Origin of the sequence: Streptomyces sp. V3I8, assembly GCF_030817535.1 — a bacterium.
GTDB lineage: Bacteria > Actinomycetota > Actinomycetes > Streptomycetales > Streptomycetaceae > Streptomyces.
On the sequence record NZ_JAUSZL010000002.1, the window covers coordinates 8143616 to 8167915 of the forward strand.

At 73.1% G+C, this 24300-nt stretch carries 19 protein-coding genes; 10 read left to right on the top strand and 9 right to left on the bottom strand.

Translation table 11 applies throughout. From position 1 onward, the window contains the following. Positions 1-116: 116 nt before the first annotated feature. Positions 117-608, top strand: coding sequence for a hypothetical protein (locus QFZ75_RS36000; protein WP_307543623.1), 492 nt, complete (start codon positions 117-119; stop codon positions 606-608). 9 nt (positions 609-617) lie between these two features. Here the strand turns inward: QFZ75_RS36000 and QFZ75_RS36005 are convergent, their stop codons facing one another. Continuing rightward, on the bottom strand, positions 618-2237 hold the full coding sequence (locus tag QFZ75_RS36005; protein ID WP_307543624.1) for an acyl-CoA synthetase: 1620 nt from the start codon (positions 2235-2237) through the stop codon (positions 618-620). 187 nt (positions 2238-2424) lie between these two features. On the opposite strand from QFZ75_RS36005, the gene QFZ75_RS36010 reads away from it, so the two are divergent. The 7 genes from QFZ75_RS36010 (at position 2425) to QFZ75_RS36040 (ending at position 8260) form a co-directional block, all read left to right on the top strand. Then, positions 2425-3225, top strand: a complete 801-nt coding sequence (locus tag QFZ75_RS36010) for a crotonase/enoyl-CoA hydratase family protein (RefSeq protein WP_307543625.1) — start codon at positions 2425-2427, stop codon at positions 3223-3225. Positions 3226-3375: 150 nt separating this feature from the next. Further along, positions 3376-4332 carry a Zn-ribbon domain-containing OB-fold protein gene (locus QFZ75_RS36015; RefSeq protein ID WP_307543626.1) on the top strand — a complete coding sequence of 319 codons (957 nt, stop codon included), beginning with the start codon at positions 3376-3378 and terminating at the stop codon, positions 4330-4332. Further along, positions 4333-5397: a thiolase domain-containing protein gene (locus QFZ75_RS36020; RefSeq protein ID WP_307543627.1), complete on the top strand. Its 1065-nt coding sequence runs from the start codon at positions 4333-4335 to the stop codon at positions 5395-5397. It begins immediately after the preceding gene. After that, positions 5394-6560, top strand: coding sequence for a thiolase domain-containing protein (locus QFZ75_RS36025; protein ID WP_307543628.1), 1167 nt, complete (start codon positions 5394-5396; stop codon positions 6558-6560). Before QFZ75_RS36020 ends, QFZ75_RS36025 begins: the two co-directional genes overlap by 4 nt. 82 nt (positions 6561-6642) lie before the next feature. Continuing rightward, positions 6643-6885, top strand: coding sequence for a DUF397 domain-containing protein (locus tag QFZ75_RS36030; RefSeq protein ID WP_307543629.1), 243 nt, complete (start codon positions 6643-6645; stop codon positions 6883-6885). Between the two features lie 413 nt (positions 6886-7298). Beyond that, positions 7299-7667 (top strand): hypothetical protein, encoded by a 369-nt coding sequence (locus QFZ75_RS36035; protein ID WP_307543630.1) that lies wholly within the window; start codon positions 7299-7301, stop codon positions 7665-7667. Positions 7668-7762: 95 nt separating this feature from the next. Beyond that, a complete protein-coding gene (locus QFZ75_RS36040) occupies positions 7763-8260 on the top strand; it encodes a hypothetical protein (protein ID WP_307543631.1) in 498 nt (165 codons plus the stop codon). A 12-nt stretch (positions 8261-8272) separates the two neighbouring features. Here QFZ75_RS36040 and QFZ75_RS36045 read toward each other — a convergent pair whose 3' ends face one another. The 4 genes from QFZ75_RS36045 to QFZ75_RS36060 form a co-directional block, all read right to left on the bottom strand. Further along, positions 8273-9478 carry a type III PLP-dependent enzyme gene (locus QFZ75_RS36045; RefSeq protein ID WP_307543632.1) on the bottom strand — a complete coding sequence of 402 codons (1206 nt, stop codon included), beginning with the start codon at positions 9476-9478 and terminating at the stop codon, positions 8273-8275. After that, a complete protein-coding gene (locus tag QFZ75_RS36050; RefSeq protein WP_307545025.1) occupies positions 9475-11238 on the bottom strand; it encodes an IucA/IucC family siderophore biosynthesis protein in 1764 nt (587 codons plus the stop codon). Before QFZ75_RS36050 ends, QFZ75_RS36045 begins: the two co-directional genes overlap by 4 nt. Positions 11239-11396: 158 nt before the next feature. Continuing rightward, a complete protein-coding gene (locus tag QFZ75_RS36055) occupies positions 11397-13214 on the bottom strand; it encodes an IucA/IucC family protein (RefSeq protein WP_373465994.1) in 1818 nt (605 codons plus the stop codon). Next, entirely contained in the window at positions 13211-14413 is a 1203-nt protein-coding gene (locus tag QFZ75_RS36060) for an acetyl-CoA carboxylase biotin carboxylase subunit family protein (RefSeq protein ID WP_307543633.1), read from the bottom strand. The genes QFZ75_RS36055 and QFZ75_RS36060 overlap by 4 nt, the downstream gene beginning before the upstream one ends. Positions 14414-14541: 128 nt before the next feature. Between QFZ75_RS36060 and QFZ75_RS36065 the strand changes: the two genes are divergently transcribed. Then, positions 14542-15396, top strand: coding sequence for a (2Fe-2S)-binding protein (locus QFZ75_RS36065; RefSeq protein ID WP_307543634.1), 855 nt, complete (start codon positions 14542-14544; stop codon positions 15394-15396). A 53-nt stretch (positions 15397-15449) separates the two neighbouring features. Here QFZ75_RS36065 and QFZ75_RS36070 read toward each other — a convergent pair whose 3' ends face one another. Next, positions 15450-17438: an N-acetylmuramoyl-L-alanine amidase gene (locus QFZ75_RS36070; protein WP_307543635.1), complete on the bottom strand. Its 1989-nt coding sequence runs from the start codon at positions 17436-17438 to the stop codon at positions 15450-15452. Positions 17439-17740: 302 nt separating this feature from the next. Continuing rightward, positions 17741-18883 (bottom strand): aminoglycoside phosphotransferase family protein, encoded by a 1143-nt coding sequence (locus QFZ75_RS36075; RefSeq protein ID WP_307543636.1) that lies wholly within the window; start codon positions 18881-18883, stop codon positions 17741-17743. A gap of 232 nt (positions 18884-19115) precedes the next feature. On the opposite strand from QFZ75_RS36075, the gene QFZ75_RS36080 reads away from it, so the two are divergent. Further along, on the top strand, positions 19116-20615 hold the full coding sequence (locus tag QFZ75_RS36080) for a hypothetical protein (RefSeq protein ID WP_307543637.1): 1500 nt from the start codon (positions 19116-19118) through the stop codon (positions 20613-20615). 74 nt (positions 20616-20689) lie between these two features. Here the strand turns inward: QFZ75_RS36080 and QFZ75_RS36085 are convergent, their stop codons facing one another. Further along, positions 20690-22123: a PP2C family protein-serine/threonine phosphatase gene (locus tag QFZ75_RS36085; RefSeq protein ID WP_307543638.1), complete on the bottom strand. Its 1434-nt coding sequence runs from the start codon at positions 22121-22123 to the stop codon at positions 20690-20692. 335 nt (positions 22124-22458) lie between these two features. Further along, entirely contained in the window at positions 22459-24105 is a 1647-nt protein-coding gene (locus tag QFZ75_RS36090; protein WP_307543639.1) for an alpha/beta hydrolase, read from the bottom strand. Between the last annotated feature and the right edge of the window lie 195 nt (positions 24106-24300).

Here is a 24300-nt window from a genome sequence, read left to right on the forward strand (position 1 = left end):
ATCAAGTAATCCAGCCGTACGGGCGGCCGTCAAGGAGTGCGGCGGGAACCGGTTCCTCCCGCCGGCCCTCTTCCCTGCCGACGGGACGCCCGGCGTCCCGGAGACGGAGGGCACGGATGTCATGTACCGCCGCAGGAGCGGCCCGGGCGGGCGGACTGGTCGCCGTACTGGCACTGGCACTGGCACTGGCCTGTCTCGGCTGCGGGGTGGGGGCGACGGCGCCCGCCGGGCCCGAGGGCGCCGAGCGCGCGGGAAGAGGGGGCACGCGGACCGCGGCGGAGGAGGTGCCGTGCCGCGAGGCGCTGCGGTTCGCGGACCAGGAACGGCTGCCCGCCGGGGCCGAGGACGCCGTCTGCGTGGTGCGGCACGGCATCGACACGCTGTACGACGTCCGGTTCCGGATCGGCGGGACCGGCTTCGACACCTGGCTGGCCGACACCCACCCCGACCTGGAGCTGGGTACGGACTGCGCACAGGAGGGCGCCGACCGCTGCGGAGTCCTGACCCTGGACCCGTACGCCGAAGGGGGCGCCGTGGCGGTGGAGCTGACGGTGCGGGACGAGGGCGACGGCCGCGCCCTCGTGCACTACCGGCCCTTCGACACCTGAGCGGACCTCTCAGCGGGCCGCCTCCGCCGCCACCGACCGCGCCCACCGGTAGTCCGCCTTGCCGCTCGGGGACCGCTGGATCGACTCGGTGACCACCAGCCGGCGGGGGATCTTGTAGCCCGCCAGCCGCGGACGGCAGTGGGCCCGGATCTCGTCCAGCGAGAGCAGGCCCCCGCCTTCGCGCAGCTGCACCACGGCCGCCACCTGGTTGCCCCACGTCTCGTCGGGCACTCCGGCCACCAGGGCGTCGTACACGTCCGGGTGCGACTTGAGCGCCTGCTCGACCTCCTCCGGGTACACCTTCTCCCCGCCGGTGTTGATGCACTGCGAGCCGCGGCCCAGGACGGTGACGACGCCCTCCTCGTCGACGGTCGCCATGTCACCGAGCAGCACCCACCGCTCGCCGTCCTTCTCGAAGAAGGTCTCGGCGGTCTTCGCCGGGTCGTTGTAGTAGCCGAGCGGCACGTGTCCGCACTGGGCGATCCGGCCGGGCTCGCCCACGGCGACCGGCTCGCAGGTCGCCGGATCGACCACCCGGGTCCGGGAGTTGACCTGGATGCGGAAGCCGCGTCCGGGGCCCGAGTCGGCGGTCGCCGTGCCGTTGAAGCCGGACTCGGAGGAGCCGAAGTTGTTGAGCAGCAGCACGTTCGGCACGAGGGCCTGGAACTGCGCGCGTACCGTCTCCGACATGATCGCGCCGGACGAGGAGACGCTGAACAGGGAGGAGCAGTCGGTGTCCTTCAGCGGCCCGTTCAGGGCGTCGATCAGCGGCCGCAGCATCGCGTCGCCGACCAGCGACACACTGGTGACGCTCTCCTTCTCGATGGTCCGCAGCACTTCCTCCGGCACGAACTTGCTGTGGACGACGACGCGTTGCCCGAAGTGGAAGCCGATGAAGGCGGTGAGGGTGGAGGTGCCGTGCATGAGCGGGGGTGTGGGGAAGAAGGTGATCCCGTCGCCGCCGGCCGCGACCCGCTCGGCCAGCTCCTGCGGCGTCCTCACCGGCTCACCGGTCGGGGCGCCGCCGCCCAGCCCCGCGAAGAAGAGGTCCTCGTGCCGCCACATCACCCCCTTCGGCATCCCGGTCGTGCCGCCGGTGTAGATGATGAACTGGTCGTCGGCCGAACGCGCGGGGAAACCGCGCTCCGGGGAGCCGGCGGCCTCGGCGTCCGTGAAGGCGGTCACCGGCAGGGAGGGCGCGTCCGGTGCGGGGACACCCACCCGTACGAGGTGCCGCAGCGCCGGGACCCGTGGCAGGGCCGCCGCGACCCGCTCGGTGAACTCCGCGTCGAAGACCAGCGCCACCAGGTCCGCGTCCCGGTAGAGGTAGACCAACTCCTCCTCGACGTAGCGGTAGTTGACGTTGACCGGCACGATCCGCGCCTTCAGGCACCCGAGGACCGTCTGCAGGTACTCGATGCCGTTGTAGAGGTGCAGTCCGAGGTGCTCGCCGGGACGGACGCCGCTGTCGGTCAGGTGATGGGCGACCCGGTTGGCCGCCGCGTCCAGCTCCGCGTACGTCAGACGGCGCTCGGCCCCCGAACCGGGGTGGTCGATGTGGACGAGCGCCTCGCGGTCCGGGACCACGTCGACGACCGACTCGAACAGGTCGGCAAGGTTGTACTCCACCGCTCCTCCTGACCCCGGCGACCCTCGGCGAGTGCACGTGCGTCACCGCTTCGCCGGTCATCAGAGCAAAGGCCGCCACAACTGTGAAGAGTCCGCGCGGATAAAATCTGACTGACTGTCAGAAAACCCTTGTACTGGTTACCCGCCTCCTGCAACCTGTTCTCGTTCCTGAGACGGGAGGACGGCAATGGGTGGGACGGAACACCTCACCGTGCGGCGCGAAGGCGCCACACTGGTGCTCACGCTCAACAGGCCCGAGGCCAAGAACGCGCTCTCGCTGCCGATGCTGGTCGGCCTCTACGACGGCTGGATCGAGGCCGACGAGGACGACGCCGTCCGCTCCGTCGTACTGACCGGCGCGGGTGGCGCGTTCTGCGCCGGCATGGACCTCAAGGCCCTCGCGGGCGGGAAGATGGAAGGACAGCGGCACCGGGACCGCCTCGAGGCCGACCCCGATCTGCACTGGAAGGCGATGCTCCGCCACCACCGGCCGCGCAAACCCGTGATCGCCGCGGTGGAAGGCCACTGTGTGGCCGGCGGCACCGAGATCCTGCAGGGGACCGACATCCGGGTCGCGGGGGAGTCCGCCACCTTCGGACTCTTCGAGGTGCGGCGCGGACTGTTCCCGATCGGGGGCTCGACGGTGCGGCTCCCGCGGCAGATCGCGCGCACGCACGCGCTGGAGATGCTGCTCACCGGGCGGCCCTACTCGGCGCGGGAGGCCGCCGGTATCGGGCTGATCGGGCATGTCGTGCCCGACGGGACCGCTCTGGAGAAGGCCCTGGCCATCGCCGAGCAGGTCAACGGCTGCGGGCCGCTCGCCGTCGAGGCGGTCAAGGCCTCCGTGTACGAGACCGCCGGGATGAGCGAGCCGGACGCTCTCGCCGCCGAGCTGAAGCGGGGGTGGCCGATCTTCGACACGGCCGACGCGGAGGAAGGGGCCCGGGCTTTCGCCGAGCGACGCCCGGCCGTGTTCCGGCGGGAGTGACGTCCGGCGCCGCCGGGGTGACGTCTCGCTCCGCGACCGGATCGTTCGCTGCCGCGGGTCCGTCGTGGCCGGCCGCGCAGTTCCCCGCGCCCCTGCCGGGGCGCCGTCCCTGACCGGGGCTTCAGGCCCACTGTGTGTGAGGAGATCCCCGTGCCCGAAGTCCTCAAGGCGCCCCTCGTCGTCGAATTCCCCTTCACCCGGTCCCTCGGGCCTGTGCAGAGCGCGTTTCTCACCGGGCTGCGGGAGCGGGTCGTGCTGGGGGTGCGGACCGGGGACGGCCGGATCCTCGTCCCGCCCGTCGAGTACGACCCCGTCACCTCCGAGGAGGTGGGCGAACTCGTCGAGGTCGCGGCCACCGGGACCGTCACCACCTGGGCCTGGAACCATGAACCCCGGCGGGGGCAGCCGCTCGACCGGGCGTTCGCCTGGGTGCTGGTGCGGCTGGACGGGGCGGACACCGCACTGCTGCACGCCCTCGACGCGCCGGGCGGGCCCGACTCCGTGCGCACCGGTATGCGGGTGCGCGTCCGCTGGGCCCGGGAGCGCTCCGGCGCCATCACGGACATCGCCTGCTTCGAACCGCACGAAGCGCACGAACCCGGTGGGGCGGACGAACCGGCCGCCCACGACGGGCGGTTCGAGAACCCCGTGACCGGCATCGTCGCGCCCGCCCGGCTCGACTACACCTACTCACCCGGTCGGGCCCAGTCCGCCTACCTCCACGCACTCACCGAACGGCGGGTCGTCGGGGAGCGCTGCCCGTCGTGCCGCAAGGTGTACGTCCCGCCGAGAGGGGCCTGCCCCACCTGCGGCGTGGCCACCTCGGAACGGGTCGACGTGGGGCCGCGCGGGACCGTCACGACCTACTGCATCGTCAACATCAAAGCGAAGAACCTCGACATCGAGGTGCCCTACGTCTACGCGCACATCGCCCTCGACGGCGCCGACCTCGCCCTGCACGGCCGGATCGGCGGCATCCCGTACGACAGGGTCCGCATGGGCCTGCGGGTCGAGCCGGTGTGGCCGGACGGAGGCGGCCACCCCGACCACTACCGGCCCACCGGCGAACCCGACGCGGACTACGAGACGTACAAGGAGCTGTTGTAGATGCCCGCACCGAGGCCGCTCAGGGACATCGCCGTCGTCGCGTTCGCGCAGACCGACCACCGGCGTACCAGCGACGAGCTCTCCGAGGTGGAGATGCTCATGCCGGTCCTCCACGAGGTCCTGGCGCAGACCGGACTGAAAACCGGCGAGGTCGGCTTCACCTGCTCCGGTTCCACGGACTACCTCGCGGGCCGGGCGTTCTCCTTCACGATGGCGCTCGACGGGGTGGGGGCCTGGCCGCCGATCTCCGAGTCGCACGTGGAGATGGACGGCGCGTGGGCGCTGTACGAGGCCTGGACGAAGCTCCTCACCGGCGACGCGGACACCGCGCTCGTGTACGCGTACGGCAAGTCGTCCCCCGGCTCCGTGCGCGACGTGCTGACCCGGCAGCTCGACCCGTACTACCTCGCGCCCCTGTGGCCCGACTCCGTGGCCCTGGCCGCCCTCCAGGCGCAGGCGCTCATCGACGCGGGGCACACGGACGAGCCGGCGCTGGCCGCCGTCGCGTCCCGCAGCCGCGCCTCGGCCGCCGGCAACCCCCATGCCCAGCTGCGCGGTCCGGTGCCGCGGGGCGGCTACGCCGTACGCCCCCTGCGCACCGGCGACTGCCCGCCCGTCGGGGACGGAGCCGCCGCCGTGATCCTCGCCGCGGGGGAGCGGGCCCGGGAACTGTGCGAGCGGCCCGCCTGGATACGGGGCATCGACCACCGCATCGAGGCGCACGGCCTGGGTGTACGGGACCTCACCGACTCGCCGTCCACGCGGCTGGCGGCGGAGCGGGCCGGGGTCTTCGAACGGCCGGTGGACACCGCCGAACTGCACGCCCCCTTCAGCTCCCAGGAGGTGGTGCTGCGCAAAGCCCTGCGGCTGGACGACGGCGTCACCGTCAACCCGTCCGGGGGAGCGCTGGCCGCCAACCCCGTCATGGCCGCCGGTCTCGTCCGCATCGGCGAGGCGGCCGACCGGATCCGCCGCGGGGAATCGGACCGGGCGCTGGCACACGCCACCTCGGGCCCCTGCCTGCAGCAGAACCTGGTCGCCGTACTGGAAGGAGACCCGCGATGAGCAAGGAGCCCGTGGCCGTCGTCGGGATCGGCCAGACCAAGCACGTCGCGGCCCGGCGGGACGTGTCGATCGCGGGACTGGTCAGGGAGGCCGCCCGGCGCGCCCTCGACGACGCCGAGCTGAGCTGGGCGGACATCGACGCCGTCGTCATCGGCAAGGCCCCCGACTTCTTCGAGGGCGTCATGATGCCCGAGCTGTACCTCGCCGACGCCCTCGGCGCGGTCGGCAAACCGATGCTGCGCGTGCACACCGCGGGCTCCGTCGGCGGCTCCACCGCGCTGGTCGCCGCGAACCTGGTCGCGGGCCGCGTCCACGGCACCGTACTGACCCTCGCCTACGAGAAGCAGTCCGAGTCGAACGCCATGTGGGGCCTGTCCCTGCCGATCCCCTTCCAGCAGCCCCTGCTCGCCGGCGCGGGCGGCTTCTTCGCCCCGCACGTACGGGCCTACATGCGGCGCAGCGGCGCCCCCGACGGCGTCGGTTCCCTCGTCGCGTACAAGGACCGCCGCAACGCGCTCAAGAACCCGTACGCCCACCTGCACGAGCACGACATCACGCTGGAGAAGGTCCAGGCCTCGCCCATGCTCTGGGACCCGATCCGCTACTCGGAGACCTGCCCGTCCTCCGACGGCGCCTGCGCGATGGTCCTCACCGACCGTGCGGGGGCGGCCCGTTCGCCCCGGCCGGCCGCCTGGATGCACGGCGGCGCGATGCGCAGCGAACCGACCCTCTTCGCGGGCAAGGACTTCGTCTCCCCGCAGGCGGGCAAGGACTGCGCCGCCGACGTCTACCGGCAGGCGGGCGTCGCGGACCCCCGCCGCGACATCGACGCCGTCGAGATGTACGTTCCGTTCTCCTGGTACGAGCCCATGTGGCTGGAGAACCTGGGCTTCGCCGCCGAGGGCGAGGGCTGGAAACTCACCGAGTCCGGGGTCACGGAACTGGACGGGGACCTTCCGGTGAACATGTCGGGCGGAGTGCTGTCCACCAACCCCATCGGGGCGTCCGGGATGATCCGCTTCGCCGAAGCCGCGCTGCAGGTGCGCGGACAGGCCGGGGAGCACCAGGTCGACGGTGCCCGCCGGGTCCTGGGGCACGCCTACGGCGGCGGCTCCCAGTTCTTCTCGATGTGGCTGGTCGGAGCCGAGCCGCCGGCCTCCTGAACTGTCCCCCTCGCGTGGCCTGTGCGTGGCAGTGACCGAAAGCTAGGCTGGCCGCGGACGACGAACCGGGAGGAGCACGGACGTGGCCGAGAGCACCATCCAGCAGCATCCGTTCGCGGGCTGGGACAAGCCGGAGCTTGACCTCAGCAGCGCCGACTGGCATTCGAGCAGCCGTGGGCGGGGGGATGTACAGATCGCCTTTGTCGAGGGGTTCATCGCGATGCGCAACAGCGGCCGCCCGGAAAGCCCCTCCCTGATCTTCACACCGGCGGAGTGGGGCGCGTTCGTGTCGGGGGCGCGGGAAGGGGAGTTCGACCTCACCTGAGGAGACTCGGGGAGACCCGGTGCGCACCGGGTGCGGGGTCCGGCCCGGTGGGAACCGCGAGGGACCGCGACCGACGCCCGCCGCGGTGACGGCGGACGGGCCCGCGACGCTCGCACCCGGCGGCGTACGCCGAGGTGCCTGCAGGCCACGGTGCGCACCGTCCCCCCATGTCGGCCGTACCACCGCGGCAGGGGGTCCGTCATGGGGCGGTACGGCAGGACGCTCTTCGAACGCGAGATGGAACTCGCCGCCGTGGACGAGGCGTTGGCCGATGTGACCGGACTGCGCGCGAGCCCGTCCGGGCGCGGTACGGGCATCTTCGGACCGGGCGCGGCCGCAGACGGGCCCCCTGCCGGTCCCACGGGCCTTCGCCCGCAGGACGCCGGGCCGCTGCGGGGCGGTACGGATCACCGGTGGGCGGCGGCGAGCTGCCTTCGGCTGCACCCTCCTCGCGTACGTCCGCCACCGGCGCGGCCGGCTCGCCGAGACGGAGGACTTCCGGCCTGGCCGGGACCGCCCGCGCCGAACTGGCGGCGATCGGGTCGCGGTCCCGCCCCCTCCACGGCACCGAGACGGACGCACTCACCGCGTACGAGCGCGCGGCCGCCGAGCCGGCCGTACGAGGACTCACGACGACGGCGATCGCGCAGGAGCTCCACACACGGGAGACGACGGTGGTGCGACTGCTGTCGGCGGTGTGCCGCAAGGCGGGATCGGACCTGACGGGGCCGGGGACGGCGCTGCGGACGGCGCGCGGCGACGGCCCGGGGCCCGGCGGCTGACCACCGGCACACCGGAGGCGGGGCGGGCACGGGGCGGGGCCCGGCGCCGGTCGCCCCCAGGGCGGGCGACCCCCCGGTGCACGTACCATTGCGGCATGTCCTTCCTCCGCCGCCGCAGCGCCACCCCCGCCGGACCAGACTTCGACGTGCTGGCCATGGACCCGGGCGACTGGCCGGGCAATCTCGGCGCCGGCCTGCTGCCCGCACCCGACGGCAGCTGCCAGGGTGTGTTCCTGCGCTACGACCTCTTCGGCGGCCGCGGCCCCGCGATGATCATCGGGAACCTGCCCGAGGGCTCCCCGGCCCGCGAGGTAGCCGAGGGAGAGGTCCCGTTCGAGGTGGCCCAGCTGCTGCTGGCGCTGGAGAACGACGAAGAGGTGACCGTCACCGGCGCCGAGGACATGCCGGTGATGCAGGGCGACAACCTGCTCATCGTGCGCCGCCTCAAGCTCTCCGAGACGCGCATCTCCTGTGTGCAGTTCGACCGCAGCGACAAGGTCCTGGTGACGATCGCCGCCTGGGACCGCCCCATCACCGACGACCTGTACGCGCTGCTCAAGCCCCTGCCCGCGGAGCTGTTCCAGCAGGGCTGAGCCATGTCCTCGTCATGACCCCAGGAAGTGGAAACCGGGCCGCGGGTGCATGAGGAAGTCGTGGTGCGAGATGTTCCACGCGTAGGCACCCGCGAGCCCGAACGCCACCCGGTCGCCCGCCCGCAGCCCCGGCGCCGGCACGCGTCGCGCCAGGACGTCCTTCGGTGTGCACAACTGGCCCGTCAGCGTGACGAGTTCGCCGTGCGCCGCCGGCCGGGGCCACGGATGCGGCCACTCCTCCACCGCGAACAGGGTGCAGGGCTGGTCGTGCCCCTTGGTCGCCGGGGTGCGCAGGTGGTGCGTACCGCCGCGCACCACGGCGAACTCCTCCCCGTGGCTGTGCTTCACGTCCAGCACCTCGGTCACGTACCAGCCGCAGTACGCCGTCAGCGCGCGCCCGGGTTCGATCCGCAGGAGCAGCTCCGGGTACCGGTCGCCGAGCCGGGCGAGCCCCGCCCCGTACGCGGCCCAGTCGAACCGGTCCCCGGGCGCCGTGTAGTCGACGCCCATGCCCCCGCCGACGTTCACCTCGGCGAGCCGCACCCCGTGCCGCCCGGCCAGCCGGACGGCCCAGTCCACGACGGAACCGGCCACCGCGAGCTGCTGCGGCGCGCGGAGCCCGCTCGCCAGGTGGGCGTGCACGCCGCGCAGTTCGAGGTGCGGGTAGGTGCCGTCGGTGAGCAGCCGCACCACCGTGTCCGCCCGGGACGGGTCGAGGCCGAAGGGCGTGGGGCGCCCGCCCATCGCGAGAGAGCTGTCCGCCAGCGAGCCCGCCGCCACCGGCAGGTTGAAACGCGGCAGGACCGCCACCCGGGCGTCCGGCACCACCTGCCGGGCCAGCTCGGCCAGCATGTGCAGCTCGTGCTCGCTCTCCACGTGGAAGCGCGCCACGCCCAGCTCCAGCGCGGCCACGATCTCGGCAGGGGTCTTCCCGGGGCCGCCGAAGGCCAGCGGGCGGCCCGGCACCGCCTTGGCCACGTGGTCGAGTTCGCCGCCCGAGGCGACCTCGTAGCCGTCCACGTACGGGCCGAGCGCGTCCAGGATCCCCGGCTCCGGATTGGCCTTCGCCGCGTAGTGGAGCTCGACGCGCCCGGGCAGTGCGGCCCGCACGGCCGCCGCATGGGCCCGCAGCGCCGCCAGGTCGTACACGTAGGCGGGCAGTTCGGCGCGGGGCAGCGAGAGGGTGAGGTCTCGTACGGCGTCGGTGGGTACGGTCATCGGGTGCTCCCGGTCGGACGGTGCGGGACGCCCTCGCCGAGAGGCGAGGGCAGACGGACGTAACCGGCCTCACGGTCGGCCTTGCGCGCCCAGCGGGTGAGGAGGTTCGCCTTCGCGGGCAGCGGCACTCCCGCCAGCAGCGCGGCCAGCGGCGGCGGGCAGCCGTACCGGTCGGCGTACGCGCGCAGGGCGGCGCGGACCTCCGCCCACAAGGCGGCCTCGGTGTGCGGATGCAGATCCGCGAGTGCGGCGAGCAGCTCGGCGACGTGGTTCACGAGCAGGCAGTAGACGACCCGGTCCCAGCCGCGCTGCGCGTCGTAGGTGAGCGGGCCCGCGACCTCGGGCGGCAGCGAGGCGAGGGTGTCGGCGTGGTGCTCGGGCACGAGCTTGGTGCCCTCCAGGTCCCGGAAGAGGACCTGGGCGGGCATGCCGTCGCCGTCGACGCAGATCAGCACGTTCTGCAGATGGGGTTCGAGCACCAGCCCGTGGTCGAAGTAGGCGGCGAGCACCGGCGGCACCAGCAGCCTGAGGTAGGCCGCCCACCAGTCGAGCGCGGCCCGCGGGCCGGCCCCGTCGAGGAGGCGGGAGACGTGCGCGGGACCGGTGGGGTACTCGTCCGCCACGGCCGCCGCGAGCAGCGGGGTGGTGCCCGGCAGGAGACGCCGGCCCAAACCCTCGCGGACGATGACCCCGAACCCTTCGAGCATCTCGCGGTCGGGTGCCCCGTCGGGGCCGGGCAGCGCGAGACTGCGGTACGCGGGCTCGCGCAGCACCGCGCTGCCGGGGAACCGGTCGGACAGGCCGGCGAGCACCGGACCGAGCACACGGGTGAGGGCCACGGCGCCGGACAGCTCGTACCACGCGTTCTTGCGCCAGCAGTTGGTGATGCGGATGTTCAGGCTGAACTTCAGGAACGACTCGCCGTCGTACAGGGTCCGCACGGACGCGGTGGCCGCGAAGGGCGTGCCGCCGGGGCCCAGGTCGAGGACGTCCCCGCGTCCGAGGGCCGCGCGCAGCACCGGGTGCTCGCGCAGCATCGCGTACTGCCAGGGGTGCGCGGGCAGCAGCCGGTAGCCCTCGGGGACGCTCGCAACGCCCCGCCGGCCCAGCCGGTCGAGCGCGTCCGTGGCACCGGGCTCCGCGGACTCCTGCGCGATCAGGTGCTCGCGTACGGCGAGGTGCCGCAGGGGGAAGACCGCGGCCGTCTCCGGCGCGTAGGCCGGCCAGGCGCCCGCGTCCCCGGTGCGCGCCTTGGGCGTCGGGTGGAAACGGTGCCCGAAGAGCAGCGACCGCTCGGAGGCGAGGTAGGCGGCGACGGGTGTGTCCGCCGGCACGGTCCGGTCCGCCGTCCGTACGGCGAGGGACGAGGCGATCGCGCGGTGGCTGGAGCCGATCTGCTCCAGGAACTCCTCGTTGCGCACACCGGTCCGCAGGAACAGCTCGTCCTGCGTGTACCGGGCCAACCGCCGCCAGCCGATCTCGCACCAGTCACCGTCCGCCGTCCGCTCACTCACCGGGCCGGTGAAGCGGTGGGCGCCGAGCATCGACGTACGACGCAGCGCGACCCGGAGCAGCACACCGCGCCGGGGCAGCCGCAGCAGCAGGTGGCGGCCGGTGAGGGCGGTCTGGTGCTCGGGCGCCGACACCTCGCGCAGCAGGCAGTTGAGGAGCGTGTGCGCCACGGCGAGGTCCGGGGAGGGGAGTTCGGTGTCCGCCGATGAGAGGGGGGTGCTACCGGGCGACTCGGTCAGCGGGGGCATGTGCGGCTCCGGCAGGTGCGGGAAGAAGCGAAGGACGGTCGCGCTCACGGCGGTCCGCGCGGCGGCGGGCGGGCGGGATCCGCACGGCGGCGGGCAGGGCGGCCGCCGTGCGGATCAGGACCGGGGAGGGGGCCGGCCGCGCTGCCGGGCCTCGACCCTCACGCGGGAGTTCCCGTACGCAGGAGGTAGTTGGGGCCGGTGATGTAGTGCTTGTTGATGTCCGCCGCGCCGGAGCGCTCCTTGCTGAGCAGCGTCCCCGCCGTGACCATCGCCTTGACCGGCAGCCGCGGTGCCTCCAGCACCCGGGCCCGCAGCACGGCGCCGGGCTCGCCGGCCGCCGTGCCGAGCCGCTCGACCGCCTCGCTGAGCCGGTCGCGCACGAGCTCCAGCAGCACCGGCAGCGGCGCACGGCCGTGCCGGGCCAGCCCGAAGGCGTAGGCGCCCGCGCACAGGTGGACCGTGATGGTGGTGAACAGGTCGGCGACCGGCCGGTCGTCCGCGACGAAGGTGCGGGCGTCGTCGAAGTCCGCGGGGCCCGGCGCCTCGTCCCCCAGCCGTTCGCCCAGCCGCACGCGGTTGATGCGCGGCCCGTCGTTGTCCTTCAACAGCAGCCGCAGCCGCGTACGGCCGTCGTCCCTCCGGTCGAGGACCAGCGAGATGTTCTGCTGGTGCGACTCCAGCGCGATCCCGTACCCGAAGAGCGTGGTCTGCCAGTCGAAGAGCAGGGTCAGGAGGGCGTCCAGCAGGGCGAGCAGGTCACCCCCGTGAAAGCGGTCGGCCAGGTCCTCGACGACCAGCCGTCCGCCGGGTGCCTCGGCCAGCAGCGCGGCCATGGGCACGACGACGCAGTCCTCGAGGCCGTCGGGCAGACGCCGGAACAGCGCGGCGAGCAGTTCGTGCCCGGCATGCGCGTACAGGCTCTCGTCGGCGTGCAGGATCGTGCTCCCGAAGCGCGGTTCGCGGGCGATGACCCGCTCGATCAGACGCTGCCCGGCGGCCCCGTCGACCAGGGTGCCGGGTTTGACGGTGCGCCGGTTGCGCAGCCCCAGCGAGGCGGTGTTCAGGGGGAGTTTGACGTGCAGCGACGGATCCTCGGACAGAGCCACGGTACGCATGGAGAGGGTGGGTACGACTTCGAGGCGGGAGCGGCCGGCGAGCACCGCCCGGTCGGCCAGACCGGTGGCACGCAGGGCGTCCTCCAGCGGGGCGCCGACGACCAGCGGGTGCACCGGCAGCGCCACATGCGTACGGTCGAGTCCCGGGAGCCCGAGCACCGCGGGCGTGGGCCAGCCGTCCGGGAACGCCCCGGTCACCGCGTCCCGCGGCAGGGCGAGCCAGCGCAGCGCGAAGCGCGGATGCACCTCCGGCGCGTACGCGCGCAGGTGTGCCTCGTCCAGTCCGGCGCGTCCGCGCGCGGTCGGGTAGACGGGATGGTCGAGATGGGCGGCGAGGGTGTCGTACGCCAGCCCGCCCGTCAGCCCCGACCAGGCGTCCGGAGAACGCCCGTGACGGTCCGTCAGCCGCTGGAGCACCTCGTCACGGACCGCCGTGTGCAGCCGCACGGTGGCCAGTGTCTGCCGGCACTCCTCGGCGAAGGCGTCGAAGCCTTTCCGGTCGCGGGGGTCGGCGAGCTCCCGCAGGGTGGCGAGGATCGCGTCGCACGTCTCGTGACGGACGGGCGCGAACCCGTCGGACTCCCGCACGAGCAGGGGCAGCCGGGCCGCGTACTCGCACTGGAACCCGTCCTCGGCGACGGGCAGCAGCAGGGACGCCGTGTCGCCGCAGGGCCGTTGCCACCAGGCGCCGTCCGCCCGGTGCACGAGCCGGCCGGCCGACCGCAGACCGACCACGTCCTCACGCAACAGCGCGCCGAGCACCCGCACCACCAGCTCGCGCTGGACCGCGTCGGTCTCCACGGGCGCGCTGCCGGACGCGCTGCCGCAGGAGGTGCCGGCCGTCACCGGCCGCGCCGTCACGGCCGGATCTCCCAGCGCTGCCCGGCCAGGAAGTCGGTCACCGCCCTGTCCACGGCCTCCTGATCGGTCCCGGTGGCCCGCACCACACCGAGGAAGTCGCGATTGGTGCCGTACACCTCGTGCCGCTCACCGATTTCCCGTAGCGGCCGATAGGTCAACCGCACCCCGTCCGAGGTCAGTTCGGTGGCCGGGGGAGCGGCGGTCAGCGTCCCCGGACGCTCGGCGCACGGATAGTCCAGGCGTGCCGCCCCGTCCCGCCGTGCTCCCAGGTCCGCGGGCAGGGGTTCGCCCAGGTGCGTACGGAGGATGTGCTCGAAGAGCGGAACGTCCAGCAGTCGCGCCAGCAGCAGATCGCACTGGTCGCCTATGGCGCGGTAGTTGACCTCGATGATCCGCGCCCTGCCCTCGTGCACCACGAACTCGGTGTGGCAGACGCCGAATCCGACCCCGAGCGCGTCGAGCTGGGCCAGCACCTGGGCGACGACCGGTTCGGGATGGGCCGCGACGAAGGTGAGCCGTTCCTCGATGAAGTACGGCGGCGGGGACACCACGGTGCGGAAGCCGCCCAGGACGTGACGCACCTGCCCGTCGCCGAGCGTCTCCAGCGTGCAGAGCTCCCCGGGCAGGTACTCCTCCACGACCAGCGCGGCCCCGGGGCGGCGGCCGCGGATCTCGGCGCAGCGTGCCACCAGGTCCTCGGGGCCCTCGACGAGCACGACGTCCTCGCTGGCCACGCCCTCGCGCGGCTTGAGGACACACGGGAACGGCGGGTCGAGGGCGGCCACGTCCGTCCGGTCGGTGACCTCGGCCGACCACACCGTGTCGGCGCCGGCGGCGGCGAGCCGGCGCCGCATTTCCGCCTTGTCCTTGGTGCGCAGGGCGACCCGCCAGTCCTTGCCCGGCAGGCCGAAGTAGGAGGCGGCCAGGGCGGCCTGGGTCTGCAGGTGGTCGCTGTTGGTGAAGACCGCGTCGGGACGGCCCAGCGTCGAGATCCGGGTGACCACGGAACGGAAGTCGCGGACGTCGCACTCCAGGACCTCGAACCCGTCGGTCCCCGGGTGCCCGCTCCGATACGCGCGCCGGTGTGCGTCCGGCTGATCCGTGAGAACCGTCACCCGGAGGCCGAGCCGTGCCGCGGCCGGCAGGAACCCTTCCGTGACGGAGTCGGTCGGGTTGAGGGCGAGCACGTACATACGCATGCGACGGGACAACTTCTGCTCGGGTGCGGGCGGTTGCGGCGGACGCCGGGTGCGGTCACGCGCTGCCGTTGGTGATCTCTATACTAAGGTAAGCCTTACCTGGTGTTGCCCCCTGTGCAGGAGTACCGATGACCGTGGCCGTGGAGACTCCGTGGACCCGTGCGGCCCCGACCGTGTCCGGCCTGCTGCGTGACACGTATCGGCAACTGGCGGACATCTGCGAGGCGTTGACGGTCCGCGTGGAGGGACCGGCGCCGCGGTTCACCCGAAAGGGCGTGTCCGGCGCGGAGCTGACGAAGGACCAGCAGGCGATGGAGGCCTTCCTCGTCGCCGAGGACTCCCGTATCCGGTCACGTCACGACCACGTCCCGCGCCGCGACGTCGCCGCCTCCCGCGCCTTGCACGACTACGCGTGGTCGGTCGGCCTGCTGACGAGCGGCGTCTGGTACCTCACGGGCCGGGTGCCGCGGATCCGCCCCGAGGACGTACGACTCGACCTGGCGTCCGGGGAGTTCGCGATCAGCCCGGGGTCCGGCCTCGCCTGTCTCCCGGGGGACCCGGCCGCCGCGCTCCCCGGGGTGCTGACCGTGCCCCACGAGGAGGCGCTGCGCGCGGAGCTGCGGGTCGCCGTCGCCGACCACATGGAACCGCTGCTCACCGCGATCGGCCCGCACGTCCGGCGCGGTCCGCGCGCGCTGTGGGGCCTGGTCACCGACGACCTGGTCTCCGGGATCTGGTACCTCGGCCGCATGCTCGGCCGGGAGGACGACGCCGTACGGGCCGCCTCCGCGCTGCTGCCCTCCGCCGTCGCGCCCTTCCCCGGCGGCGCGGACTTCCGCCACCTCACCGGCGCCGACGGCCGGCAGCACCCCACCCGCACCCGCATGGGCTGCTGCCTCTACTACACGATCCGCCCCGCCGAGGCGTGCGCCACCTGCCCGCGCACCTGCGACACCGAACGGCTGCGCCGCCTCGAATCCTGACGGAGGCGGCCGGCGGGCCACCCGGGCCGCCGGCCGCCTCCGTCACCGGCCGTCTACGCGGACGGCGTCACCCGCACGTCCGCGGCCCGTACGAACGCCACCCGGTGCCCGAACTGGATCTCGTAGTACAGGTCCGCACCCCGCACCACCCGGTGGGGCGTCGTGTCGAAGGTCGGCGCGTAGAAGTACTCGCCCGGCACCTTGTCACCGACCACGTACTCCTGCCCCGCGAGGAGCTTGTACGGCAGCGGCGACACCGCCTGGACGGGCACACCCGCCGGGTAGGCCTCCTTCTCCGGGTACGCGCGCCCGTACACGGGGATCTCGGCCAGTCCGTCCTTCGGGGTGACGACGGCACCGGACGCGTTCACCGCCGTCGGCTGCTTCTTCGGGTTCCTGAACCAGGCCTTCTGGCCGAGGTACCAGATCGCGGTCCAGTCGCCGTCGCGTCCGGCGACCGCGTACTGCTGGCCGGTGGAGACGCGCGAACCGAGGTCGTTCACGCCGGTCGTGGAGTCCGCGCCCGAGGGCCGCAGGCCGATGTCCTTGACGAGCGGCGCGTTCTCATCGGGTTCCGTGTACAGGCGTACGGCGCTGGACCCGTGCGTCTCGCAGGGTTCACCGGCCGTGACGCAGCCGGTGAACAGCGGCTTGTTGGTGGCGAACCGCGGCGCCACGGTCACCAGGCCGCCCTTCGGCCCGGCCGTGGCGTGCAGCGGCCTGCCCAGCAGTGCGAAGTAGTGCTGCCAGTCCCAGTAGGGGCCCGGGTCCGTGTGCATCCCCGGAATGGTCGCCGTCGTGGTGCCGGGCACGGTGTCGTGGCCGAGGATGTGCTGCCGGTCCAGCGGAATGCCGTACTTCTTGGACAGGTACTTCACCAGGCGTGCCGACGACCGGTACATCGCCTCGGTGTACCAGGTGTCGGGCGCGGTGAGGAAGCCCTCGTGCTCCAGGCCGATCGACGTGGCGTTGATGTACCAGTTCCCCGCGTGCCAGGCCACGTCCTTGGCCTTCACGTGCTGGGCGATGTGCCCGTCGGTGGAGCGCAGGGTGTACTGCCACGACACGTAGGTCGGGTCCTGCACCATGTTGAGGACACCTTCCCAGGTGCCCTCGGTGTCGTGGACGACGATGTACTTGATGCTCTGTGACTTCGGCCGGTCGCCCAGGTCGTGGTTGCCGTAGTCGCCGTCCCCGAACTCCTCGTACGGGGCCGGGATCCACTCGCAGGACACGGTCGCCGGGCACTCGGTGGCACCGGCGGCGGGAGCCCGCAGCCCCGCACTCCTCACCTGTGCCGTCACCGGGCGCAGCCGCGGCTGCGCGGCGAGCGCGACCTGCTGCCCCGCGTCCGTCGTGCGCTTCTCGCCCCGCCGGATCACGTCGAAGACGTCGTCGGCGTAGGCGGCCGCCGTCGCCGTGTCGTCGGCGCCCGAGTAACGGGCCACCGCCCCGTACCAGTCGGCCGCGTCGCCGCCGAGCGGTTCGCCGAGCTGCTTCTGGGCGGCGGCCAGCAGCGCGGCACCGCCCGCCACGTTCGCCGCCGTGTCCGTGCGCAGTCGCTCGGCGGGGATGCCGCTGAGCTCGGCGGCCTTCGTCAGGGTCTTGAAGCGGGCCGGCAGCCGGGTGTTCTCCGGGACCTTCGCCCCGGCCGGGAGCGCGCCGCGTGAGTCGTCGCCGCGCGCGTCCTCCGTGCCGTCGCTGTGGTGCGGCACCGCGGAGCGGGCGATCGCCGTGCGGGCGTCGGTCAGGTGCATCGGGCCGTAGCCGCCCGTGACACTGGGCGCCCCGCCGTGCGCGTCCCAGCGGGACTGCAGGTAGGAGACGGCGAGGAGCACGCTCTGCGGCACGTGGTACTCGGCCGCCGCGTCAGTGAAAGCTTTCTGCAGCTGTGCGGAGGGAGCGGTCGCCCGTCCGCCGTCGTCGTACGGGGCGGCGCCGAGCAGGGGCAGCAGGAGCGCGGCCGAGGCGACGGCGCCCGCGGTCCGGCGGGCACGTCTGCGCCGGGCGGAGGGGCTGGGGTCGGTGCGGGATGCTGGCAAGGCTGCCTCCTGGGACGAACGGGCGTGACAGGGCGTACGGGGGCGGGTGTGGGTCAGTGGTACCGACTCTCCGACGATCCGTCAATCATTCCCAGAAACCTGCGATTGCCCACGTCAGCGGCGGGGGTTCACCGGTTGCGGCGCGGTGGTGATCCGGCCTGCGGGGCGTCAGTGGAGTAGACCTCTGGCCCGTCCGGGTGAACGGTGCCCGCCGGCGGGGGCGCAGGTGAGCAGCGGGCCCCGGACACGACGAAGGCCCGCGGTGCGCGCTGTCCCTGGCGCACCGCGGACCTTCGTCCCCGTCAGCGAGTACCGACCGCCGCGCGCACGGCCTTGCGGGCCATCTGGCAGTCGTCGTGCAGCCGCCTCAGCAGCAGCCGCTGTTCCTCGCCGGACGGCGCGGCGCCCGGGTGGGCCGTTCCCGGTGCCGCCGGGGTCGTCTCGTGCATCGAACGCTGCACGGCCGTCTCGTACGTACGGATCTCCCTGGTGAGGACGAGCATCAGGTTCACCAGGAACGCGTCACGGGCCGCCGGTCCCGCCGACTGGGCGAGCTGGCTGATCTGGCGGCGGGCGGCGGGCGCGTCCCCGAGGACCGCCCACAGCGTCGCCAGGTCGTACCCCGGCAGGTACCAGCCCGCGTGCTCCCAGTCCACCAGCACCGGACCGGCCGGTGAGAGGAGCATGTTGGACAGCAGGGCGTCGCCGTGGCAGAACTGGCCCATGCCCTGGCGGCCGGCCGAGTGCGCGATGCCGTGCACGAGCTTCTGCAGGTCTCCCATGTCCCGGTCGGTGAGCAGTCCCAGCTCGTGGAACCGGGAGATCCGCGCCGCGTAGTCCAGCGGTGCGTCGAACGTGCCCGCCGGCGGCCGCCACGCGTTGAGCCGGCAGACCGCGCCGAGTGCCGCCCTGATGTCCGCGCGCGGCGGGGCCTCGGCGGGATGCCGGTGCAGTGCCGCCACCCGTCCCGGCATCCGCTCGATCACCAGCGTGCAGTTGTCCGGGTCCGCCGCGATCAGCCGGGGCACCCGCACCGGCGGCCGGTGCCGCACGAAGGAGCGGTATGCCGCTATCTCGTGCCGGATCCGCTCGGCCCACACGGGGGAGTGGTCCAGTAAACACTTGGCTACGGCGGTGCTGCGTCCCGTCGTGCCGACGAGGAGCACGGAGCGTCCGCTGCGGCGCAGCACCTGGACCGGAGCGAACTCCGGACAGATCCGGTGCACCGACGCGATCGCCGTACGCAGCTGGGCGCCCTGGGGGCCGGACAAGTCGAGTCTCCCGCTGAGCGGTTGCGTACCGAGCCCCGGCATACGCCGTGACCGGCCGGCACCGAGCACGGGAGCCGCCGTCGGGCGGGCCGGGTCGAGATAGGGGCCGCCGCCGACCGGGCGGGTGTGCGACGACCGGGGTGGGACGGACACGGAGGACGATGCTGTGTACATGGGAAGAACAGATCCCTTCGTGTGCCGGCGAATTACGGCGCCACCCGCCCCGGTCGCCCTGTTACATCCTGGGGAATGTCCCTCGGCGACCGGGTCGGGGTGGCGCGTTCCTACCTGACACCTTTGGCCCAGTGGCACACCATCTGGCGTGCCCTGGCGAACCCTGGCGAATAGTCGCCCAGCAACTGACAGGCGGTTACTGTCAACTCAGCCGAGAACCTGGGGGCTTGACGTGAGCGGACAACCCAACACCCGACTGTCGGACCTGTTCGGCCTGGCCGGCTGGTCCAAGGGCGAACTCGCGAGAATGGTCAACCGGCAGGCGGCGGCCATGGGCCACCCCCAGCTGGCGACCGACACCTCACGGGTACGGCGGTGGATCGACATGGGAGAGGTCCCACGCGATCCGGTGCCGCGGGTGCTGGCAGCACTGTTCACCGAGCGTCTCGGCCGTGTCGTGACCATCGAGGACCTCGGTCTGGTCCGGCACGGGCGCACGGGGAAACGGCAGGGCGGCGGGAGTGTGCAACACCCCGACGGTCTGCCGTGGGCGCCCGAGCGGACGGCTGCGGTCCTCACCGAATTCACGGGAATGGACCTCATGCTCAACCGACGCGGCTTGGTGGGCGCGGGCGCCGCGCTCGCCGCAGGATCCACACTCAGCAGTTCCATGCACGAGTGGCTGCACACCGATCCGGCCCTCGCGGCGGACGCCCCCGGAACCGACCATCCCCTGCACGCCGACCCCGCTGGGTTCGACCGCTACGAGGCCGCCCCCATCGGGTCGCAGGAGATCGAGGAACTGGAGCGTTCGGTCGAGGTGTTCCGGGCCTGGGACGCGGCCCGCGGTGGCGGTCTGCAACGCAAGGCTGTCGTGGGACAGCTCAACGAGGTGGGGGGCATGCTCTCCTACCGCCACCCCGACCATCTGCAGCGGCGCCTGTGGGGCGTCGCCGCCAACCTCGCCGTCCTCGCGGGCTGGATGTCGCACGACGTCGGCCTGGAGCCCACGGCGCAGAAGTACTTCGTCATCGCCACGCACGCGGCCAGGGAGGGCGGCGACCGGCCCCGTGCCGGCGAGGCGCTCTCCCGGGCGGCCCGTCAGATGGTGCACCTGGGCCGGCCCGACGACGCGCTCGACCTCATGAAGCTCGCCAAGTCGGGTTCCGGCGACGAGGTCCTGCCCCGGACGAGGGCCATGCTCTGCACCATCGAGGCCTGGGCGCAGGCGTCGATGGGCAAGGCCCAGGCCATGCGGCGCACGCTGGGCGAGGCGGAGGACCTCTTCGCCTCGGACAAGGGCGACGTGCCGCCGCCGAGCTGGATGCAGCTGTTCGACGAGGCGGACATGCACGGGATGCAGGCGCTGGCCTACCGGACGCTCGCGGAGCACGACCCGTCCGCGGCCGCCGTCGCGCAGCGCCATGCCAAGGAGGCGCTGGCGCTGCGGGAGAAGGGCCGGGACCGGTCGAAGATCTTCGACCACCTCTCGCTCGCCTCGGCGTGCTTCATCGCCGACGACCCCGAGCAGGCCGACCGGTACGCACGGCTGGCCCTGACGTCGATGGGGACGAACTCGTCCCACCGCACCTGGGACCGGCTCCGTGAGATGTACCGGCTGACGGGGCAGTACTCCAGCTATCCGAAGATCCACGATCTGCGGGAGGAGATCAAGCTGTCGCTGCCGAAGGGCTCGTTGAAGCCCAAGGGCGACAACAGCGCCCGCGCATGACGGCATCCGCGCATGACGGCATCCGCGCATGACGGCATGCGGACGTGACGCCATGCGGACGTGACCCGGGTGTCTCAGACGGCGACCCGGGCGACGAGCACGCAGGCGTCGTCCTCGCGCTCCGTCCCGCCGAACTCCTCCACCACCGTCCGTACGCAGTCCTGTGCGGTACGGGCTCCGCGCAGACGCGGGGCCAGGTCGAGGAGACGGCTCACGTCCGCGGTGCCCGCGCCGTGCCCGGCCGGCCGCGCGGGGACCAGTCCGTCGGTGTGCAGGAGCAGCAGGTCGCCCGGTTCGAGCGGCTCCTCGGCCTGCCCGTAGACGGCACCCGGGGTGGCGCCGAGCAGGACGCCGGCCGGCGGGGTCAGCATGCGTCCCGTCCCGTTGCGGAACAGCAGGGGGGCGGGATGGTCCGCCTGCGCCCAGGCGAGGGTCCGGCTCCCGGGGCGGTAGCGGCAGCACACCGCGCTGCCCAGGGCCGGCTGGACCGAGGCGTCGAGCAGCTGGTTGAGCCACGCCATGAGCCGGCCGGGCTCGGTGCCCGCCATCGCCATGCCGCGCAGCGCGCCGAGCAGCATCGCCATGCCCGAGGTGACGGCGACCCCGTGTCCGGTGAGGTCGCCCACGCTCAACAGCGTGTCGCCGTCGGGCAGTTCCAGTGCGTCGTACCAGTCGCCGCCGATGAGCGCGCCGGTCGCGGAGGGGAGGTGGCGGGCGGCCAGCTCCAGCGTTCCCGGACCCCGTTCCGGGAGCAGCAGGGGTCCGCGCCAAGGAGGCAGGACAGCCTCCTGCAGTTCGACCGCCAGGCGGTGCTCGGTCTGTGCGGCGTGCCGTCGGCGCTGCAGGGAGTCACGGGTCTCGCCGACGGCCCGCTGGCTGCGCCGCAGTTCGCTGACATCGCGCAGGACGGCCCACATCGAGGCGGTGCTGCCGTCCGCGCCGAGCACGGGCTCGCCCATGACGTGCACGGTCCGTACGCCGCCGTCGGGCCGCAGCACCCGGAACTCCCCGTCGATCGGCTTGGCGTCGATGAGACAGTCCGTGACCATCGAGGTCAGCTTCGGACGGTCCTCGTCGAGGACGACGGAGGGCAGCTCGTCGAGGGTGAGCGGGGGAGCGGCGGGGTCCCGGCCGAGGATCCGGTAGAGCTCACCGGACCAGCTCGCCTCGTCCGTCAGCAGGTTCCATTCGGCGCTGCCGACCCGGCTGAGCAGCGAACCGGTCGTGGCGGTCGCGGCGGGGGGTGCGGCCATGCACTCGGCGGGCGCGGGCGGCGGACCGTCCCGTAACTGGGCCAGGTGCGCGTCGAGGTCGTTGAGCTGGTGCATCGCGAGGTCGCACAGCGCGCGCTGCCAGCGTCCCTCCGGGTCCGTGCCGTCCACCGGAGCGTCCCGCCGTACGGCGTCCATGTCGCCCCGCAACTGTCGCGCCTGCGAGATGAGCGCGTCGACCGAGCCGCGCGGGGGCGGCTGGGCGGCAGGGTGGTCCGCCGAGAGATGGGACGGCATGACGTACTCCGATACAGGCACGCTACGGCCAGGACAACGGGAGGGACCGTTACGACTGTCGCACAGCCCGCGAGGACCTGTAAGGGCTTTGGCAACACACGACGGAGCGGTGCCCCTGGCATGTGCCGCAGTCCTCGGGCCCGCCTCCGCCGGGACGGGACCGGCACCCGGCCCCGCCTTCAAATCGTAACGCTCCCAGGCGAGTTGCCGACGCGCCGACCACTTTGGAGGAACCGCTCACGCATACGTTCGTGCGTGTGTGTGTACGAGCGTCTCGTACGCGTATCGGCCCCGCCCGTGGCGGGCACCGCATGACGTGCCCGATCGTGCGCGGCTCACTCCTCCGCGCCGCACGAACTGCCGTCCGCCGGCAGCCGCCCGTACAGCAGGAAGTCGTCGATCTTCCGGTGCACGCACTTCGAGGAGGAGTAGCCGGTGTGGCCCTCGCCCTTGTTGTCGAGGACGACGGCCGACGAACCGAGCCGGTCCGCGGTCTCCGTGGTCCAGCGGTACGGGGTCGCCGGGTCGCCGCGGGTGCCGACGAGCAGCATCTTCGGTGTGCCGACGTCCCGTACCTCCTCACGGATGTACGAGGTGCCCCTGGGGCGGCCGTAACACATCAGCGCCTGGGCGAGCCGGTACCGGCCGAAGACCGGTGACGCCCGCTCGTACGCGGCACGCAGCCTGCCGAGGTCCTGGACGATCCGGTCGGCGCTGGGCCGGTCGGGGTCGTCGGCGCAGTTGATGGCCATCAGCGCGGCGGGGAGGTTGTCGAAGGGGATCTCGCCCTCGTCGACGAGGGTTCCGTTCCCGTTCCCGTGTCCGTCGCCGTCGCCGTTCCCGGTGGCGGCGCCGCCACCGGGGAACGTGCCGCCGCCGACGAAGAAGCGCATGATGCCGCGGGTGTCCCCGTCCTGGACGAGCGAGGTGAGCGCCTGCGAGAGGGCGGGCCACAGCTCCTTGCTGTAGAGGGCCTGCCCTATGGCGCCGACCAGGTCCTGGCCCGAGAACGGTATGCCGAAGTCCGCCGGCACCGGGTCCGCGTCCAGCGAGCCGATCAGCCGGAGCACCTCCTCGCGGGCCGAGCGCGGGTCCTGGCCGAACGCGCAGTTGATGTCCTGCGTGCACCAGTCGAGGAAGTCCTCCAGGGCGGTCTGCTGGCCCTGCGCGCCGGTGACGCCCTGCTCGGCGAGCGGTTCGGTGAGGGTGTCCACGCCGTCGAGGACCATACGCCCCGTCCTCCCGGGGAACTGGGCCGCGTACACCGCGCCCAGCCGTGTCCCGTAGGAGAAGCCCAGGTAGTTGAGCTTCCTGTCGCCGAGGGCCGCGCGCATCACGTCGAGGTCGCGCGCGGCGTCGACCGTGCCGATGTGCTCCATCACCGGCCCGGAGTGCTCGGCGCACTCCGCGGCGACCTTCCGCAGCACGTCCAGAGCGGCCCGCGGATCCTCGCTCTCCTCCGGCGCCGCCTCCGCCTCCGTCCCGCCGTCCGCGCCCGTGCCCGGGTCCGCGTCGGAGTCCGGGTCGGCGTCGGGGGCCGTGGAGTCCATGCCGTCGCCGCAGCTGACCGGGGAACTGCGGCCGACGCCGCGCGGGTCGAAGGCGACCACGTCGTAGCCGTTCGTGAGCCCCATGAAGTCGGCTCCGCCGCCCGCGAGCTCGCTGACTCCCGGGCCGCCGGGGCCGCCGAAGTTCAGCAGCACCGAACCTCTCGACCTGCCCGTCGCCGTGAACCTCGCCATGGCCAGTTCGAGCGTGCCGTCGGCGGGGCGCGCGTAGTCGAGGGGGACGGTCACCTTCCCGCACTGCAGGCCCTCGGGCAGGTCGTCGCCCGGACAGGCCGTCCACCTGATCCGCTGGTCGTGGAAGCGGGACAGGTCGGGTCCTTCGTCGGCGGCCGCGGCCACCGACGGCAGCCCCGCACCGAGCAGGGCCAGCGTCACGGCGCAGATGAGGGCGCGGCGTTGGTGCGTCGACAGCATCACAGGCCTCCCGGGACGCCCCGGCCCGCGGCCGGGGATTCCCCCTCGATCACGATAAGCGGGGCTTTCCGCCCACGCCTCCCGGCGGGCGGAACGGCGGCGCGGGCCTTATCCTGCGCGGCCCGTCCGTGCGCCTGTCCGTACGCCCGTCCGGTACGCCCGGCCCTCGGGCAGCCCTCGGGCGGCCCACCCGGC